We start from the raw sequence: 15,820 nt of genomic DNA on the forward strand, positions 1-15,820 counted from the left end.
ATCTTGGAGTGGCCCCGACGGCTTCAGTGTCTTCTAGCTCCTGCGCAGACGCTTCGTCTTGCGGGGAGGAGGCAGCGCTCCCTCGGCGCGCAACCGGGCGGCGTGGGCGGCCAGCGCGTCGACCAGCGCGGGCACGTTCGCCTCCTCGGGCTGCACGTCGACCCGGAGGCCGAACTCCCGCGCCGTCTCGGCGGTCTGCGGGCCGATGCACGCGACGAGCGTGCGGGCGTGCGGCTTGCCCGCGATGCCGACCAGGTTCCGCACCGTGGACGACGAGGTGAAGCACACCGCGTCGAAACCACCGGACTTGATCATCTCGCGGGTGTCGGCGGGCGGCGGGGCCGCACGCACGGTGCGGTACGCCGTCACGTCGTCGATCTCCCAGCCACGTTCGCGCAGGCCGGCGGCCAGCGTCTCGGTGGCGATGTCGGCCCGCGGCAGCAGCACGCGGTCGACCGGGTCCAGGATGTCGTCGTAGGGCGGGAAGTCGTTGAGGAGGCCCTCGGACGACTGCTCACCGGACGGCACGAGCTCGGGGATGATGCCGAACGAGCGCACCTTCGCGGCCGTGGCCTCGCCGACGCAGGCGATCTTCACGCCGGAGAACGCGCGGGCGTCCAGGCCGAACTCGCGGAACTTCTCCCACACGGCGCGCACGGCGTTGGTCGAGGTGAAGACGACCCACTGGTAGCGGCCGTCGACCAGGCCCTTGACCGAGCGCTCCATCTGCGCGGGGCTGCGCGGCGGCTCGACCGAGATCGTCGGCACCTCGACGGCGATCGCGCCGTGCGAGTGCAGCCGCTCGGACATCGCGCCGGCCTGTTCCTTGGTCCGCGGGACCAGCACGCGCCAGCCGTACAGCGCCCGCGACTCCCACCAGGAGAGCTTCGAGCGCGCGGCGGCGGCGGCACCGACCGTGACGACCAGCGGGCCGCCCAGGTCACCGGCGTCCGCGGCCGCGGCGGCCAGCGTCGTGTCGACGGTGCGCTGCTGGAAACCGGTGCCCTCGGCGGTCACGGCGACCGGCGTCTGCGGCGCGAGACCGTTCTCGACCAGGTTCGACGCGGCTTCCGCCAGGTGCGAGCCGGTCGCGTGCAGCACGAGGGTGCCGGGGGCGGACGCGAGGCCTGCCCAGTCCGTCACCGCGCGCACGTCGACCTCGGTGTGCACGCCGCCGAGCGCGACGCCCGCGTACGCCGGTACGGCGGTGCCCGCGGGCACGCCGGGTACGACGTCGAACGGGATCGTCGACTTCGCGACGGCCTGCGCCTCCTTGACGACCGAGTCGAGCGTCAGCGGGTCACCCGCGACGAGGCGGACGACCGTGGCGCCGTTCTTCGCCTCGTTCACCAGGTCCTTGGCCACGTCGGCGGACTCGCCGACGGCGGGGCGGACCTCGACTCCCTCCGCCACGGTCGCGAGGACGTCCGAGGGGACGTCCGGGTCGGTGACCACGAGTTCAGCCCTGGTGAGCAAGTCGTGGGCCCGGACCGTGAGCAGCCCGGTGTCGCCGGGGCCGGAGCCCACGAAGGCGATGCGTCCGGGGGTCTTGCGTGCGCGGGTCATCAGGGCACTCCCCATCGATTACGCCTCTGGACCGCTGAGAACCGCGGCCCCGAGGTCGAGCAACTCGGCGGCCAGCGCCCGGCCGAGTCCCTCAGCTTCGGTCAAGTCACCGGTGGCGGACGCGCGGAGGAGATCGTTCTCCGGCGTCGCTGCGACCCCGCGCAGGGAAAGTCGGTACACGACCTTGCCCTCGTCGTCGAGGTCCTCCACCACATCGGCCAGCGCGCCGACCGGCGCGCTGCAGCCCGCTTCGAGCGCAGCCAGCATGGCGCGCTCCGCGGTCACAGCGGCCCGGCTGGCCGAGTCGTCCAAAGTGGACTGGATCAGGTGCTCGGAGTCGACGTCGTCGATCCGGCACTCCACTGCCAACGCGCCCTGTGCGGGTGCGGGAAGCATCTGGATGGGCTCCAGGCTCTCGGTGATCTCGCTCGTGCGACCGAGGCGCGCGAGGCCGGCGCGAGCCAGCACCACGGCGTCGAGGTCGCCGTTGCGGACCTTGCCGATGCGGGTGTCCACGTTGCCGCGCAACGGGACCACGTTCAGCCCGAGGCCGAGGGCCTCCAGCTGCGCCGCACGGCGCGGGGAACCGGTGCCCACAGTGGACCCCGGCGGCAGCTCGCCGAGCGTGAGCCCGTCGCGCGCCACGAGGGCGTCACGCGGGTCCTCGCGCTGCGGCACGGCCGCGAGCACCAGACGGGGGTCCGGCGCGGTCGGGAGGTCCTTGTAAGAATGGACGGCGACGTCGATCTCGCCGTTCGCGAGCGCGTCACGAAGGGCCGACGTGAACACGCCGATGCCGATCTGGGCGATGGGCGCGTCGGAGAGGTCGCCCGGCGTCTTGATGACGACGATCTCGACCTGTGCTCCGGCAGCCTTGAGCGCCTCGGCCACGGTCCCCGTCTGGGCGAGCGCCAGAGCGCTGCCACGGGTACCGATCCGTAGGGTGCGGGTCACCGCGTTTCACCATCCACAGAAGCTTGCTTGGTCTGACTGACGGCCCCTGGCGTCTGGGGGTCGAGCCCGAACAGTTCGCGGAGAGCCTCCGCGTAGCCGGTACCACCGGGGGAGGTTGCGAGCTCCTTCACCCGGACGGTCGGCGTGTGCAGGAGCTTGTCTACAACGCGGCGCACCGTCTTGGCCAATTCACCGCGTGTCGCGGCGTCCAGTTCGGGAAGCCGCGAATCGAGGCGGAGCAGCTCGGCGTCGACCACCTCGGCCGCCCGCTTGCGCAGCGCCGTGACGGTCGGGGTGACCTCGGCGGAGCGCTGGGTGGCGAGGTAGGCCTTCACCTCGTCGGCGACGAGCCGGGCGGCCAGCCTGGCGTCCTGTCCGGCCGGGGCGTCCGAGAGGCGCCGCTGCAGCGTTTCCAGGTCCACCACACGAACGTTCGGCAGTTCGGCCGCGGCCGGGTCGACGTCCTTGGGCAGGCCGAGGTCGCACACGACGAGCGGGCGCGAGCGGGCGCTGATCATGTCCGCGCGGACCACCGTGTCGATCGACCCGGTGCACGCGAAGACGATGTCCGCGAGGTCGATCTCGACGGCCAGCGCGGCGAGGTCGACGGCCGTCGCGGGGACGCCGTCGGCCCGCAGGGACGTGGCGAGGCGCACACCGTTGGCCTGCGTCCGGTTGGCGATGACGACCTCGCCGATGCCCGCCCTGCGCAGGTGAGCGGCGGCCAGGCCGCCCATGGCGCCGGCGCCGACGAGCAGCGCGCGCCTGCCGACGAGGGTGCCCAGCTCGGACTCCGCGTCACCGAGGGCCTCGGACACGACCGACGCGCCCGCGTGGTCGATGCCGGTCTCGGCGTGCACGCGCTTGCCGACGCGCAGCGCGTTCTGGGTGAGCTCGTGGACGGTCCTGCCGACGGTGCCCGCCTCGTCCGCCGCCGCGTACGCACCGCGCAGCTGACCGAGGATCTGGGACTCGCCGACGACCATCGAGTCGAGGCCGGCCGCGACGGAGAACAGGTGCTCGACGGCAGCGGCGGCGTAATGCACGTAAAAGTGTTCGTACAGCGACTGCGGGTCGACCTGGGCGTGCTGGGCCAGCACGTCGACGACCTCGGACATGCCGCCGTGGAACGACTCGACGACGGCGTAGACCTCGACCCGGTTGCAGGTGGAGAGGACCATCGCCTCGGAGATGCTCGGGGCGGCGAGCAGCTGGCCGAGGACCTTCGGCAGCTGGGGCTCGGCCACGGTGACGCGTTCGAGGACCGGGACGGGTGCGGTGCGGTGCGAGAGACCGACTACGAGCACGCTCATGCACTCACCACGTCTGCCGGAGCCGTCTGGCTCACGCTCACGGGCGAATCACCATCCCGTCCACACCATGTCCGTTGTTGCCTGCCGGGCCGATCCCCGCCGAGACGCCGCCTGCTGCGTGCACAGCCTCGTCCGCACGCCGAGCGACGTGGAACGACAGGATCTGCATCTCGACCGCCAAGTCAACCTTGCGCACCTCGACGTTGTCTGGAACCTGGAGGACAACCGGTGCGAAGTTCAGGATGCACTGCACGCCCGCAGATACCAAACGGTCGCAAACCGACTGAGCGGCGGGCGGCGGCGTCGCGATCACGCCGATCGACACCTCGCGCTCGATGCAAACAGCGGTGATCTCGTCGATGTGGTTGACCGGAATGCCCCCAACAGGCACTCCGACGAGATCGGCGTCCACGTCGAACAGGGCGGTGACCGGGAACCCGCGGCCGGGGAACCCGCCGTAGTTGGCGAGAGCGTGACCAAGGTTACCGATGCCGACGACGGCCACGGAGTGGTTGCGGGTGAGGCCGAGGATGCGCTCGATGTGGCTCACGAGGACCTCGACGTCGTACCCGACGCCCCTCGTGCCGTACGAGCCGATGTAGCTCAGGTCCTTGCGGAGCTTCGCGGCGTTGACGCCGGCCGCCTGGCTCAGCTCCTCGCTGGAGACCGCGGTCACACCCTGGTCCGACATGCCGGACAGGACGCGGAGGTAGACGGCGAGCCTGGCCACCGCCGCCTCCGGGATCGCACGCGCGCGCTCCCTGTCGGCGGGCTCCAGAGGGGTGGCGGTCGTCTCACCTTCGCCCCGCTGTGCTGCCACGCGTCCGACCTCCGGGTGTGCTCCACCGCAGGGAGCCCGCGGCGTTGGTGATGCTCACACCGTACCGCTTGTGAACGCATGCACAAAGTCGGCGCTCGCCGGTCGCGACGGCGGTGACGGGCTGTGACCAGCACTTCCTCGGCTCATGATCATTCCGGGTGAGCGCCTACTCGACGGTGAACGTGACCGAGTGCCATCCCGTCGCACCGTCGGGAACGGGGTCCAGGCGCGCCTGGTCCTGGGTGTACCCGGACTTGTCGGTGGCCCGGCACTCGACCGTGTGACTGCCGGGCCGGAGGTCCTCCTCGACCCGCCACATCCGCCACGTGCTGTCGCTGACGTCGGCGGCGAGGACGGCCTCCCGCCACGGCCCGCCGTCGAAGCGGACCTCGACCTTGGCCACGCCCGTCGGCTGCGCCCACGCCGTGCCCGCGACGACGGTCCTGCCCCGGACCTTCGCGAGCCCCCTGGGCCGGTCGATCCGCGACATCGTCTTGATCGGCGCCCTGGTCGCCCAGCCGCGCGGGATCCAGTAGCCCTGGTCCTTGGCGAACGTGGTCACGTTGAGGTCGGTGACCCACTTGGTGGCGGAGACGTAGCCGTAGAGGCCGGGCACGACGAGCCGCGCGGGGAAGCCGTGCTCGGCGGGCAGCGGTTCGCCGTTCATGCCGATCGCGATCATGCCGCGTTCCAGCACGTAGTCGAGCGGGCTGCCCGCGGTGAACCCGTCGTCGCTGGTGCTGAACAGCTGGTCGGCGCCCGCCCGCACGCCGGCCTCGCGCAGCACGTCGCCGATCGGGATGCCGATGAACTTGGCGGTGGAGATGTAGGGGCCGCCGACCTCGTTGGACACGCAGGCCAGCGTGATGACTTCTTCTTTGAGGTCGCGCCTGCGGATGTCGTCGAACGTGAGCACGGTCGGCCGTTCGACCATGCCGTGCACCCGCAGCGACCACTCCTCGGCGCGGAGCCGCGGGACGCTCAGCGCCGTGTCGATCCGGTAGAAGTCGTCGCCGCTGGTGATGAAGCTCGGGGTGCCGTCCCCGGCGAAGTCGGCGCCCGGTGGCGGCTCCGGCGCTGGCGTGGCGGCCTTGAGCTCGCCGATCGCCTGGCGGGAGCCCTCGACGTCGGTCCGGCTGCCGAACAGCTGCCCCGCGACGCCCGCGACGGCCGCGAGCCCGGCGGTGATGAGGAAGTCCCGCCGCGCGCCGTCGTGCTGGGCCTCCCGGTGCAGGTAGCGGAAGACGTAGAGGCCGGCGGCGAGGCTCGCGACCGGTGCGAGGACGCTGAGCTGGCCGACGTCCGGCCGGCTCAGCACGGCCGCGATGCCGACGACGCCGAGCGCGACCGCGACCACCGAGCCGGGGGTGGGGCTGGTGCGGCTGAGCAGGCCCGCCGCGACGCCGACGCCCACGAGGACCAGCGCCATGCCGGTGAGCAGCACGAGCTTGTCGTAGGTGCCGAACGTGGCGACGGCGAAGTCCTTGAGCCACGACGGCGTGAGGTCGATGGCGGCGTTGCCGACCGCGAGGTACGGCGAGGCGCTCAGGCCCACGAACGCGGCCACCAGGTGCCCGGCCGCGAGAGCGGCGATGACGGCGAGCAGTCCCGTGAGAGCGGCCTTGGCGGGCTTCATGCCTCTCATTCGACACCGACCCGGCCCCGGTTCGCACGGTCCGTAAGGGGTCGGTAATCAGCCCGCGGGGCTACCTGACCCGGCGCCGCCACGCCATCGTGGCTGCCACGGCACCCGCCAGCGCACCCACGCCCAGCACCGACGGCACGCCGATCTTGGCCGCTTTGCGCCCGGTGCGGAAGTCGCGGATCTCCCAGTCCTTGCGGCGCGAGATCTCCCGCAGCTGCGAGTCGGGGTTCACCGCCACCGCCGTGCCGACGACCGAGAGCATCGGCACGTCGTTCGACGAGTCCGAGTAGGCCGTGCACCGCCGCAGGTCGAGCCCCTCCTTGGCGGCCAGCGACCGCACCGCCTGCGCCTTGGCCTTGCCGTGCAGCAGGTCGCCGACCAGCCGGCCGGTGTAGATGCCGTCGGCCGACTCCGAGACCGTGCCGAGCGCACCGGTGAGCCCCAGCCGCCGCGCGATGATCTGCGCCAGCTCGACCGGCGTGGCGGTGACCAGCCAGACCCGCTGCCCCGCGTCGAGGTGCATCTGGGCGAGCGCCTGCGTGCCCTTCCAGATCCGGTCGGCCATCAGCTCGTCGTAGATCTCCTCGCCCAGCGACACCAGCTCGGCGACGCTGCGCCCGGCCACGAACGACAGCGCCTGCTCCCGCGAGGCCTTCACCGACTCCGGGTCCTCCCGCCCGCCGACCCGGAACTTCAGCTGCTGCCAGACGAACCCGGCAAGGTCCGACGACGAGAAGTACTTGCGCGCCGCCAGCCCACGCGCGAAGTGGAAGATCGACGCGCCCATCATCATCGTGTTGTCGACGTCGAAGAACGCGGCCGCCGTCAGGTCCGTCGGCACCGCCAGCGAGGCTTCGAGCTCGGGCGCGGCGGCAGCGGCGGCCACGGCCGCGTCGGCTGACGCCTCACCCGCGAGCTCGGCCAGCCGGTCGCTCTGCACCTCACGCTTGCCTGCCATGTGACCAGCCTAGCGATCTGGTCCGGTCGAAAACGCCCGACTGCGCCGAAGCGGATTCCATGTCGTGCCGGAACGAGACCTGGTGGGTGACGGGTGGCGGGTGGTGCCGAACGGGCGGCGGCGCCCGGCGGACCAAGCCCCCGGGCCGCCTCCTCCCGGCGGCCGAGCGCACCCCGGCAGCACGCACCGCGCCGGCCCCGGCCGGCCGGCGGGCGGCCGGGTCAGCCGAAGCTGATCCCCGGCAGCAGCGGCAGCGAGATGCTCGGCAGGGGCAACGGCAGCGGGATCGTGATCCCCGGCTTGCCCGACGTGGGCGGCGGGGTCGTGTCCGGCTGACCGGACGGCACCGGCGGCGTCGAGACCCCCGGCAGGCCGGGCACCGCGGACTGCGTCGGCTGCACCGGCGGCTGGCCGGACGCGGACGGCACCGGCCGACCGGACGGCGTGGGGGCCACCGGCGAGCGGCTGGGGGTGGTGCTCGGGGTCGGCGCCGCGGCGCACGCGTCCTTCGCGGGCAGCGGGCCGAGCGGGTCGGAGGTGCCGCTGACCACGTCGGGGCAGGCGGCGCGGGCGGCCAGGTCGTGGGCGCGCTGGGCGATGGAGGCGAGCAGCCACATGGTGGTGTCAGCGTGCTTGCCGGCGTCCTCCGGCAGGCGGGGGCGCAGGACGCCGAGCTTCTCGTACTGGTCGAGGGCCCAGTCGCGCAGCGAGGGCAGGACGGTCTTGTCGGCCACGGTGCCGTACGCGGTGAGCTGGCGCGCGCCCTCCACGGCGTCGGCGTCCAGGTCGGCGAGGGCGGTGAGCTGGCTCGCCGAGTCGGCGCCGCGGTCGGCGAGCGTCTCCATCTCGGTGACGCGCGAGGCGGCGAACTCCAGGTGCTTCAGCGCGCGCGACTCGTCGTCGAAGGTCAGGCCGAGCGAGGCGCCCTCCGCGGTGCGCTTCACCCCGTACAGCGGGTCTCCCGGGAGCGCGTCACGGCTGAGCAGCACGCTCATGCCACCGAGTGACATCAGCAGGCACAGCACCGCGGCGGCGGCGACCGCCATCCGGCCACGCGCTCCCACGCGTCTTACCGACAGGAGCACCGGCGCTTTCTCCGGTGGCGGCGCGGTCAGGACGCGCTGCCTCATCCGCTCGCGGGTCGCGGCGTCAGGGCCGACGTCCAGGCCGCGCAGCAGCTCGACGACCGCGAGCTCCTCTGCGAACGAGTCACCCCCGACCGGCTGCGGACCGCCTTCCACGGCACGGGCGAATCGCTCGTGCTCCGTCTGCCGCCACCGCGGTGTTCTTCCCTTGCCGTCCATCTCAGCCCGAGTAACGAAGTTGATCTGCTTTGGGTTACGCGTCTGCGACTGCGATCACCGCAACCACGACGGGAGGATCTGTGCGAGCCGCCGGACGGCCCGGTGTTGCAACGCCTTCACGGCGCCCTCGTTGCGGTCCATGAGCTCCGCGACCTCGGACACCGACTTGCCCTCGATGAACCGCAGCCGGATGCACTCCTGCTGGTCGTCCCCCAACTGGGAGACGCAGCGGAGCAGCTCCGCGTTGGTCGCCTCGGTCATCACCTCTTGCTCGGGGCCGCTGGTCTCCTCGCGGTTGTCCTGCAGCTCCGCGGTCGTGACCTCCAGCCGGTAGCGGCTGGACTTCACGTGGTCGTACACGATGTTGCGGGCGATCGTGACGAACCAGGCGCCGACGTCACGGCCCTGGTAGCTGACCGACCCGATGCTGCGCAACGCGCGCAAGAACGTCTCGCTGGTGACGTCCTCGGCGAACGCCCGATCACCGCCCACCCGGAAGAGGACGTAGCGGAACACCATGTCGACGTACTTGTCGTAAAGCACTCCGAACGCGTCGGTGTCACCCTCCTGGGCGGCCTTGACGAGCTGCCACGGCTCGTCGCCTGCGTCGTCGTGCTGACCTCCCGTCATGGTCCGGGTGGTCCTGATCGTCGGTCGTGCCCGCGCGGTCATCGGCTGGCGGCACCTCCACAGAGTCGCCGTGGCGGCAGCATACGTGTTGTTACTCCGTAGTAGGTAGTGGACCGATTGTGATGTGGAGACGCACCAACCGCGTATTCGTGACGCCGCCGACGCGTGGAAGACTGCTCGGAGCGCCCAGTTGTTCATGAGGAGGCCATGGTGACTTCCGCTCGCAATGTCGCAGATCTGGTTCGTGCCTCGGCACAGCGGGGGCCGGGCCACGTCGCACTGGTCGACGTCACGAGCGGGTTGAGCCTCACGTGGGAGACCATCGACGGCGCGGTCGACGCTTTCGCCCGCCGTTTGGCCGATTCTGGTCTGGAAACCGGCGACCGGGTGGCGGTACGGCTGCCCACCGGGCCCGAGTTCGTGGTCGCCGTGTTCGGCGTCCTGCGCGCGGGCGGTGTCGTCGTGCCGACCGGTCCCGGCACCCCGTCGCGCGAGCTGCAGCGCATCCTGGCCGACTCCGGGGCCGCGTTGCTGGTCGGTGACGGCGAGGGGTCCGACGCCACCGTGCTCGACCTGCCGGACGTGCGGGCGACCGCGGAACCGTTCGAGGCGGTGGGCGGCGGCGAGGACCTGGCGGTGCTCGGCTACACCTCCGGCACGTCCGGTGTGCCGCGCGGCGCGATGCTGTCCCACCGCGCGCTGCTCGCGAACGTCGCCCAGTGCGCCTCGCTGCGCCCGGCGCCGGTGACCGCGGGCGACCGGGTGCTGCTCGCGCTGCCGCTGTTCCACGTCTACGGCCTCGGCCCCGGTCTGCTGCAGGTCGCGGGCGCGGGCGCCACGGCCGTGCTGCTGGAGCGCTTCGACCCGGCCGGCGCGCTGGACGTGATCGAGCAGCACCGGGTGACCACGATGGTCGGCGTGCCGCCGATGTACCGGGCGCTGCTGGCCCACCCGGTCGAGGTGCTGCGCGAGAAGCTCGCCACGGTCCGGCTCTTCACCTCGGGCGCGGCGCCGCTGCCCGCCGGGGTCATCAACGAGATGAAGACCGCGCTCGGCATCCCGGTCTTCGAGGGCTACGGCCTCACCGAGACGGGCCCGGTGCTGACGTCGACGCTGGTCGGCGGCACGCCGAAGCCGGGTTCGGTCGGCAGGGCGCTGCCCGGCGTCGAGATCCGGCTGGTCGACACCGACGGCTCGGTGCTCGACATCGACGAGGACGAGCCGGGCACCGGCCTGGTGTCGGCGAAGGGCGACAACCTGTTCTCCGGCTACTGGCCGGACGGTGCGCACGGGCCGGACGCGACCGGCTGGTTCCGCACCGGCGACGTCGGGTTCATCGACGCCGACGGTGACCTGCACCTGGTCGACCGGGCCGGTGACCTGATCATCGTCAACGGCTTCAACGTCTACCCGCACGAGGTCGAGCAGGTCCTCGGCGAGCTGCCGGGTGTGGTGGAGGCGGCGGCGGTCGGCGTGCCGGACGAGAGGACCGGCGAGTCGGTGAAGGTCGTGATCGTGCTGCGCGACGGCCAGGAGCTGACCTCCGACGAGGTCGTGGCGCACTGCGCGGCCCGGCTCGCGAAGTTCAAGGTGCCGACGTCGGTGGAGTTCGCGGCCACGCTGCCGCACTCGCCGACCGGCAAGCTGGCCCGCGCCGTGCTGCGCCGGCCGTTGGGAGCCTGACATGCACCACGTGACCGTCATGGGCCGCAAGGACTGCCACGCCTGCGAGGTCGCCGAGGCCGAGATCGCCCGCATCTGCGGCGAGGCCGGCGCGACCTGGTCGGTGGAGGACGTCGACTCGGACCCGGAGTGGCGTGCCGAGTACGGCGACCAGGTGCCGGTGTTCCTCGTCGACGGCGTCGAGCACGGGTTCTGGAAGGTCGAGGAGGACCGGCTGCGGGCGGCGCTAGCCGAGTAGGCCCAGGTCGCGCCAGCCGTGCTCGCCCCGCGAGGTGAGCACGACGGCGCGGCTCGTGCCGATCCGCCTGACCCAGCCCCGCCGGAGGAACTCGCCGCACAGGTGGGCCCCGGCGGCTCCGGCGACGTGCGGGACGCGTTCGGTCCAGTCCAGGCAGGCCCTGCTGCCCTGCCGCTTCGAGGGTTCGAAGCCGAGCTCCCCGAGCCAGACCAGGCCGTGCCGCGTCACGGCGAGGTCGGCGGTCAGCACGCCCAGCCCCAGCAGACCGGTCTTGAGCGCAATGGCGAGCTGTCCGGCGAGGTGGTCGTAGCAGGTCCGGCCACGGGCCAGGGCCTCCGACGCCGACGCGGCCCGCAGCGTGCGCGGCTTCTCCCCCGGCCCCGCGAACGCGGTCATCGACTCCAGCAGCTCGGCGACGTGCGGTCCTGCCAACGAGACGTACCGGTGCCGGCCCTGGCGGTGTTCGGCGAGCAGACCGCCCTCGACGAGCCGGGTCAGGTGCTCGCTCGCGGTCGACGGCGCCACACCCGCGTGCCGGGCCAGCTCGGTCGCGGTCCAGGCCCGGCCGTCCAGCAGCGCCGAGCAGAACGCGGCCCGCGTCCGGTCCGCCAGCAGCGCGGCCACCTGTGCCAATGCCTCCACGACGGCCATTCTGCGCCTGCGACGATTCGGTCAGCGCCGAACCGTCCCGGCCCTAGCTTCGTGACATGACCGAAGAGCTGCCGATCCTGCCCGTGCCCAGCGTTCCCGCAGGTGAGAGCGGGGTGGCGTGGCTTCGATCGCAGGTCGTCCGGTTCAGCGACGGCCCCGAGCACACCCGCCGGCGCGCGCTCACGACCGCGTTGCTGGAGGGGGTCGACGCCACCACGCTCGACGAGCTGGCCGACCGGGTCCTGCCGGGCGCGCCGGCCGACGTCGCGGAGATCGCGCCGAGCTACCAGCCGCACGAGCCGATCACGGCGCAGGCTGACGCGGCCGTGGAGCGGCTGGTGGCCCGGCACGGGCGCACGGAGACCACCGCGGCCCGGATCGGGCTCCTGGTGCAGGCCTGGGCGGCAACGCGGGCGTTCGCCGACCGCCTGACAACCGGTGATCGGACGCCTCCGGTCCCGTTGACGCGCCGCCAGAGCCCGCAGGGCGTGGTCGAGGTCGACCTCACCGCCCACCCGTTCGGTCACGGCGCCCACGCCTGCCCCGGCCGCGAGCTCGCCACGAAGATCGCGAAGAACATGGCGTTCAAGGCGCTGCACCACCGCGCCGAGCCGTTGCTGCTGCCGAACGCCTGGGACCACGCCACCGCCGTCGCGCTCCAGGAAGCCGGTTACCCCGCCGTCGGCACCACGAGCTTCGGAGTCTCGGCGGCGCACGGCGTGCCCGACGCGTCCGGACTCGCCAAGGAGCACACCCGCGCCTTGGCCCGGCTGATCGGCACGCTGCCGTGCCCGGTCACCGCCGACGTCGAGCACGGGTTCTCCGAAGACCCGGAGGAGGTCGCCGAGTACGTCGCCTCGCTCGGCGTCTCGGGCATCAACCTCGAAGACGGCCGCGGCGACCACCTCGCCGACCCGGCTGATCAGGCGGAACTGGTCGCGGCGGTCAAGCGGCGGACGCCGGGCGTGTTCGTCAACGCCCGCGTCGACACGCACTGGCTCGGCATCGACGCGACGACCACCGAGGTGTTGCGCCGCGCCGAGCACTACCTCGCCGCCGGCGCCGACGGGATCTTCGTGCCGCGGCTGCCGCTGCCGGGCATCGCGACGTTCACCGCCACGTTCGACACCCCGCTGAACGTGCTGGCCGGCGAGCCGGTGCACCGCCTGGCCGACCTCGGCGTGCGGCGGATCAGCACGGGCTCGCAGCTGTTCCGCGCCGCCCGCGCCGCGACCGTCGAGACGGCGAACGCCCTGCTCAGCCCAGGAACACGTTCCGGCGCTGCGTGAGCAGCCGGTAGAGCGTCTGCTGGATCGTCTCGCGCACCTGGTCGGTCAGGTTGAACACGAGCATCGGGTCGTCGGCCGCGTTCTCGCCGAAGACGTCCGTGCGGATCGGCTCGCCGAACTCGATGTACCACTTCGACGGCAGCGGGATCGCGCCCAGCGGCCCCAGCAGCGGGAAGAACGGCGTCACCGGGAAGTACGGGAACCCGAAGAGCCGGGCCAGCGCCTTGATGTCGCCGATCATCGGGTAGATCTCCTCCGCGCCCACGATCGAGCACGGGATGATCGGCGTGCCGGTCTTGAGCGCCGCCGCCACGAACCCGCCGCGGCCGAAGCGCTGGAGCTTGTAGCGGTCCTTGAACGGCTTGCCGATGCCCTTGAAGCCCTCCGGCCACACGCCCACGAGCTCGCCGGACGACAGCAGCCGCTCGGCGTCGGGGTTGCAGGCCAGCGTCTGCCCGGACTTGCGGGCGAGCGCGCCCAGCACCGGCGTGCGGAACACCAGGTCGGCGCCCAGCATGCGCATGTGCCGCTGCGCCGGGTGCTCGGAGGCGATGCCGTACGACGTCATCAGCGCGTCGAGCGGCAACGTGCCGGAGTGGTTCGCCACGATCAGCGCACCCCCGGTCGCCGGGACGTTCGACATGCCGATCGTCTCGACCCGGAACCACTTCTCGTACAGCGGCTTGAGCGGCGGCATCAGCACGTTCTCGGTCAGGTCCTTGTCGAACCCGAACTCGTCGACCTGGTAGTCGCCCGCGATCCGCCTGCGCGCGAACGACAGCAGGTCGGTCAGCCGGCGTTCCCAGTCCGGCACCCCGGACTGCTGCTGCGCGGGCTCCGGGACCACCTCGACGTGCCGCGCTCTGCGTGCGGCGTCGCGTTCCGGGTCGTGCAGCGGGATAACGCGCGCTCCTGCCACTGCGTTCATCTCCTCAGGCAAAGATCAGCGGAAACGGGCGGCCGCGTCGAGGATTCCCCGTTCCGCGGCGTCCACCGTCTCGGGATCGACGAGCGGCTTGAGACCCCGGCCGCTCACGTAGTCGTCGAACGCCTGCTGGGTGGTCCACCGCGGTGTGAACCCGAACTCCCTCTTCAGCAGGGTCGTGTCGACCACCCGCCCCCAGTTGAGGAACCTCATCTGGTCGGGTGAGAAGTCGACGAGCCGGGCGCTCCGGAAGAAGCCGCCGACCGTGGGCACGGCCGCGCTGGGCACCGGCAGGGCCAGCCTGCCCGCCCTGCGGATGGCCTGCGACAACAGCAGCACGCCGTCGCCGCCCACGTTGAACACGCCCGGCAGGTCGTGCAGCGTCGCGCGTTCGAGGACAGCGAGGGCGTCCTCGGAGTGCAGCAGCTGCACGCGCGCGTCGTAACCCAGGACCGTGGGCACGACCGGGAGCGCGAAGTACCGGGTGAGGACCGTGTCGATGCGCGGTCCGATGAAGTTGGTGAAGCGCAGGGTCGTGACGTTCACGTCCGGCCTGCGGCGGCCGAACCCGCGCACGTACCCCTCGACCTCGACCGCGTCCTTGGCGTACCCGGACGACGGCAGGTCCTTCGGGCCCATGTCCTCGGTGAACACCGCCGGGTCGCGCGAGCTGGACCCGTACACGGCGCTCGTCGACTTCACCACGAGCTTGCGCACGTTCGGCGATTTCTGGCACGCGGCCAGCAGCTGCATGGTGCCGATGACGTTCATCTCCTTCATCGCCGTGCGGCCGGTGGGCCCGGCCGGGTTGGCGGTGACGGAGGCGTGGACCACCGTGTCCACGTTCGCCGTGGCGATGACCTTGCTGATCAGCGGGTTGCGGATGTCCGCCCGCACGAACTCGGCCCGCCCCATGCGGCGCAGCAGGTCACGCGGCGGTGGCTCGGTGTCGACCCCGAGCACGCGCTCGACGTCCGGGTTCGCGGCGAACCGCGCGGCGAGGTGGCCGCCGAGGAAGCGGCTGACTCCGGTGACGAGGACGACCTTGGGCGTCATGCGACTCCAAGCAGACGGGTGGTGCGATTGGTCGATGCTACAAGCCCGGCCGATGAGCGCAGGGGGCCGGAACGCCGTCTTGACGCAGGTCACGCAGCCTTTACGGCCCAATCACCCGATCGGCGGCGACCGTTCCCGCGTTTCCGGGCAAGCGTCTCACTGGGTGAAATTCCGTGCCAGTGCAACTACCGGGCGTGCCGGAAAAGCAGCCACCGCCGGCCCCTGCGAGAGGGACCGGCGGTGGCGAGAGCCGCACATGGGCCTTACTTGCCGCGCTTCCTGCGCTGGACGCGAGTCTTGCGCAGCAGCTTGCGGTGCTTCTTCTTCGACATGCGCTTGCGGCGCTTCTTGATGACCGAGCCCATGCGGGATCCTTAGCTCTAGACGTTGCTTTTACTGGCGCGCCCCAGCCTTGGCCGTGTCAAGCACGGCGCGCCGGTAAGCACGATCGGCCTGCCAGTCTACCCGCTGGGGTTCGCCAGTCCTGCAACGCCCTTCAGCCGGCGTCGAAGTACGCGTTCTCGAGGTAGGCGTGCACCGCTTTCTCGGGCACCCGGAACGACTTGCCGACCCGCACAGCGGGCAGCTCACCGGAGTGCACCAGGCGGTACACGGTCATCTTCGAGACCCGCATCATCGAGGCCACCTCGGCCACGGTCAGGAACTGCACCTGAGCGAGACCTGTTCGTTCGTTCTCCTTCGCAGACATGCATCACCGCATCCTTCGACACGTGTCGTGCCGTCGGTCTTCCCCACCGACGGTTCGACACGCACGTGCTGCCCTGAGA

Annotated in this window: 16 protein-coding genes; 3 read left to right on the plus strand and 13 right to left on the minus strand. The window is 71.8% G+C overall.

What is annotated here, in order from left to right; translation table 11 throughout:
• Positions 1-33 precede the first annotated feature (33 nt).
• The 8 genes from ACZ7CD_RS01925 to ACZ7CD_RS01960 form a co-directional block, all read right to left on the minus strand.
• Positions 34-1,566, minus strand: a complete 1,533-nt coding sequence (locus ACZ7CD_RS01925) for a bifunctional uroporphyrinogen-III C-methyltransferase/uroporphyrinogen-III synthase (RefSeq protein WP_360399822.1) — start codon at positions 1,564-1,566, stop codon at positions 34-36.
• Positions 1,567-1,584: 18 nt separating this feature from the next.
• Positions 1,585-2,520: a hydroxymethylbilane synthase gene (gene hemC, locus ACZ7CD_RS01930; RefSeq protein ID WP_360399825.1), complete on the minus strand. Its 936-nt coding sequence runs from the start codon at positions 2,518-2,520 to the stop codon at positions 1,585-1,587.
• Positions 2,517-3,833 carry a glutamyl-tRNA reductase gene (locus ACZ7CD_RS01935; RefSeq protein WP_470378161.1) on the minus strand — a complete coding sequence of 439 codons (1,317 nt, stop codon included), beginning with the start codon at positions 3,831-3,833 and terminating at the stop codon, positions 2,517-2,519. The genes hemC and ACZ7CD_RS01935 overlap by 4 nt, the downstream gene beginning before the upstream one ends.
• A 37-nt stretch (positions 3,834-3,870) precedes the next feature.
• On the minus strand, positions 3,871-4,611 hold the full coding sequence (locus ACZ7CD_RS01940; RefSeq protein ID WP_360399914.1) for a redox-sensing transcriptional repressor Rex: 741 nt from the start codon (positions 4,609-4,611) through the stop codon (positions 3,871-3,873).
• A gap of 208 nt (positions 4,612-4,819) precedes the next feature.
• On the minus strand, positions 4,820-6,289 hold the full coding sequence (locus ACZ7CD_RS01945; RefSeq protein WP_470378162.1) for a molybdopterin-dependent oxidoreductase: 1,470 nt from the start codon (positions 6,287-6,289) through the stop codon (positions 4,820-4,822).
• A 70-nt stretch (positions 6,290-6,359) separates the two neighbouring features.
• Positions 6,360-7,256 carry an HAD family hydrolase gene (locus ACZ7CD_RS01950; protein ID WP_360399834.1) on the minus strand — a complete coding sequence of 299 codons (897 nt, stop codon included), beginning with the start codon at positions 7,254-7,256 and terminating at the stop codon, positions 6,360-6,362.
• A 221-nt stretch (positions 7,257-7,477) separates the two neighbouring features.
• Positions 7,478-8,560, minus strand: coding sequence for a DUF5667 domain-containing protein (locus tag ACZ7CD_RS01955; protein WP_360399837.1), 1,083 nt, complete (start codon positions 8,558-8,560; stop codon positions 7,478-7,480).
• Positions 8,561-8,614: 54 nt separating this feature from the next.
• Positions 8,615-9,190: a sigma-70 family RNA polymerase sigma factor gene (locus ACZ7CD_RS01960; RefSeq protein ID WP_360399840.1), complete on the minus strand. Its 576-nt coding sequence runs from the start codon at positions 9,188-9,190 to the stop codon at positions 8,615-8,617.
• A 207-nt stretch (positions 9,191-9,397) separates the two neighbouring features.
• On the opposite strand from ACZ7CD_RS01960, the gene ACZ7CD_RS01965 reads away from it, so the two are divergent.
• Positions 9,398-10,873 (plus strand): AMP-binding protein, encoded by a 1,476-nt coding sequence (locus ACZ7CD_RS01965; RefSeq protein WP_360399843.1) that lies wholly within the window; start codon positions 9,398-9,400, stop codon positions 10,871-10,873.
• Position 10,874: 1 nt separating this feature from the next.
• Positions 10,875-11,111 (plus strand): glutaredoxin family protein, encoded by a 237-nt coding sequence (locus ACZ7CD_RS01970; protein WP_360399846.1) that lies wholly within the window; start codon positions 10,875-10,877, stop codon positions 11,109-11,111.
• Here ACZ7CD_RS01970 and ACZ7CD_RS01975 read toward each other — a convergent pair.
• Positions 11,100-11,762 carry an ArsR/SmtB family transcription factor gene (locus ACZ7CD_RS01975; protein WP_470378163.1) on the minus strand — a complete coding sequence of 221 codons (663 nt, stop codon included), beginning with the start codon at positions 11,760-11,762 and terminating at the stop codon, positions 11,100-11,102. The two genes, ACZ7CD_RS01970 and ACZ7CD_RS01975, sit on opposite strands and share 12 nt — an antisense overlap.
• Positions 11,763-11,818: 56 nt before the next feature.
• Here ACZ7CD_RS01975 and ACZ7CD_RS01980 point away from each other — a divergent pair, with 56 nt between their 5' ends.
• A complete protein-coding gene (locus ACZ7CD_RS01980) occupies positions 11,819-13,051 on the plus strand; it encodes an isocitrate lyase/PEP mutase family protein (RefSeq protein ID WP_470378164.1) in 1,233 nt (410 codons plus the stop codon).
• Here ACZ7CD_RS01980 and ACZ7CD_RS01985 read toward each other — a convergent pair.
• From ACZ7CD_RS01985 to ACZ7CD_RS02000, 4 genes are all read right to left on the minus strand, one after another.
• A complete protein-coding gene (locus tag ACZ7CD_RS01985; protein ID WP_360399855.1) occupies positions 13,020-13,979 on the minus strand; it encodes a lysophospholipid acyltransferase family protein in 960 nt (319 codons plus the stop codon). The genes ACZ7CD_RS01980 and ACZ7CD_RS01985 overlap by 32 nt on opposite strands.
• A 15-nt stretch (positions 13,980-13,994) precedes the next feature.
• Positions 13,995-15,032: an NAD-dependent epimerase/dehydratase family protein gene (locus ACZ7CD_RS01990; RefSeq protein ID WP_360399858.1), complete on the minus strand. Its 1,038-nt coding sequence runs from the start codon at positions 15,030-15,032 to the stop codon at positions 13,995-13,997.
• Between the two features lie 263 nt (positions 15,033-15,295).
• Positions 15,296-15,397, minus strand: a complete 102-nt coding sequence (locus tag ACZ7CD_RS01995; RefSeq protein ID WP_015105422.1) for a 30S ribosomal protein bS22 — start codon at positions 15,395-15,397, stop codon at positions 15,296-15,298.
• A gap of 131 nt (positions 15,398-15,528) precedes the next feature.
• Positions 15,529-15,741: a helix-turn-helix domain-containing protein gene (locus tag ACZ7CD_RS02000; protein ID WP_053737062.1), complete on the minus strand. Its 213-nt coding sequence runs from the start codon at positions 15,739-15,741 to the stop codon at positions 15,529-15,531.
• Positions 15,742-15,820: the final 79 nt, after the last annotated feature.

The organism is Lentzea sp. NPDC036949 (assembly GCF_055608075.1).

Excerpts from the sequence above, each read along its gene's own strand:
- ACZ7CD_RS01945 (WP_470378162.1), bottom strand. The coding sequence starts at position 6,289 with ATGAAGCCCGCCAAGGCCGCTCTCACGGGACTGCTCGCCGTCATCGCC.
- ACZ7CD_RS02000 (WP_053737062.1), bottom strand. The coding sequence starts at position 15,741 with ATGTCTGCGAAGGAGAACGAACGAACAGGTCTCGCTCAGGTGCAGTTC.
- ACZ7CD_RS01995 (WP_015105422.1), bottom strand. The coding sequence starts at position 15,397 with ATGGGCTCGGTCATCAAGAAGCGCCGCAAGCGCATGTCGAAGAAGAAG.
- ACZ7CD_RS01925 (WP_360399822.1), bottom strand. The coding sequence starts at position 1,566 with ATGACCCGCGCACGCAAGACCCCCGGACGCATCGCCTTCGTGGGCTCC.
- ACZ7CD_RS01980 (WP_470378164.1), top strand. The coding sequence starts at position 11,819 with ATGACCGAAGAGCTGCCGATCCTGCCCGTGCCCAGCGTTCCCGCAGGT.
- ACZ7CD_RS01935 (WP_470378161.1), bottom strand. The coding sequence starts at position 3,833 with ATGAGCGTGCTCGTAGTCGGTCTCTCGCACCGCACCGCACCCGTCCCG.
- ACZ7CD_RS01955 (WP_360399837.1), bottom strand. The coding sequence starts at position 8,560 with ATGGACGGCAAGGGAAGAACACCGCGGTGGCGGCAGACGGAGCACGAG.
- ACZ7CD_RS01950 (WP_360399834.1), bottom strand. The coding sequence starts at position 7,256 with ATGGCAGGCAAGCGTGAGGTGCAGAGCGACCGGCTGGCCGAGCTCGCG.
- ACZ7CD_RS01975 (WP_470378163.1), bottom strand. The coding sequence starts at position 11,762 with ATGGCCGTCGTGGAGGCATTGGCACAGGTGGCCGCGCTGCTGGCGGAC.
- ACZ7CD_RS01985 (WP_360399855.1), bottom strand. The coding sequence starts at position 13,979 with ATGAACGCAGTGGCAGGAGCGCGCGTTATCCCGCTGCACGACCCGGAA.
- ACZ7CD_RS01990 (WP_360399858.1), bottom strand. The coding sequence starts at position 15,032 with ATGACGCCCAAGGTCGTCCTCGTCACCGGAGTCAGCCGCTTCCTCGGC.
- ACZ7CD_RS01970 (WP_360399846.1), top strand. The coding sequence starts at position 10,875 with ATGCACCACGTGACCGTCATGGGCCGCAAGGACTGCCACGCCTGCGAG.
- ACZ7CD_RS01965 (WP_360399843.1), top strand. The coding sequence starts at position 9,398 with ATGGTGACTTCCGCTCGCAATGTCGCAGATCTGGTTCGTGCCTCGGCA.
- ACZ7CD_RS01960 (WP_360399840.1), bottom strand. The coding sequence starts at position 9,190 with ATGACGGGAGGTCAGCACGACGACGCAGGCGACGAGCCGTGGCAGCTC.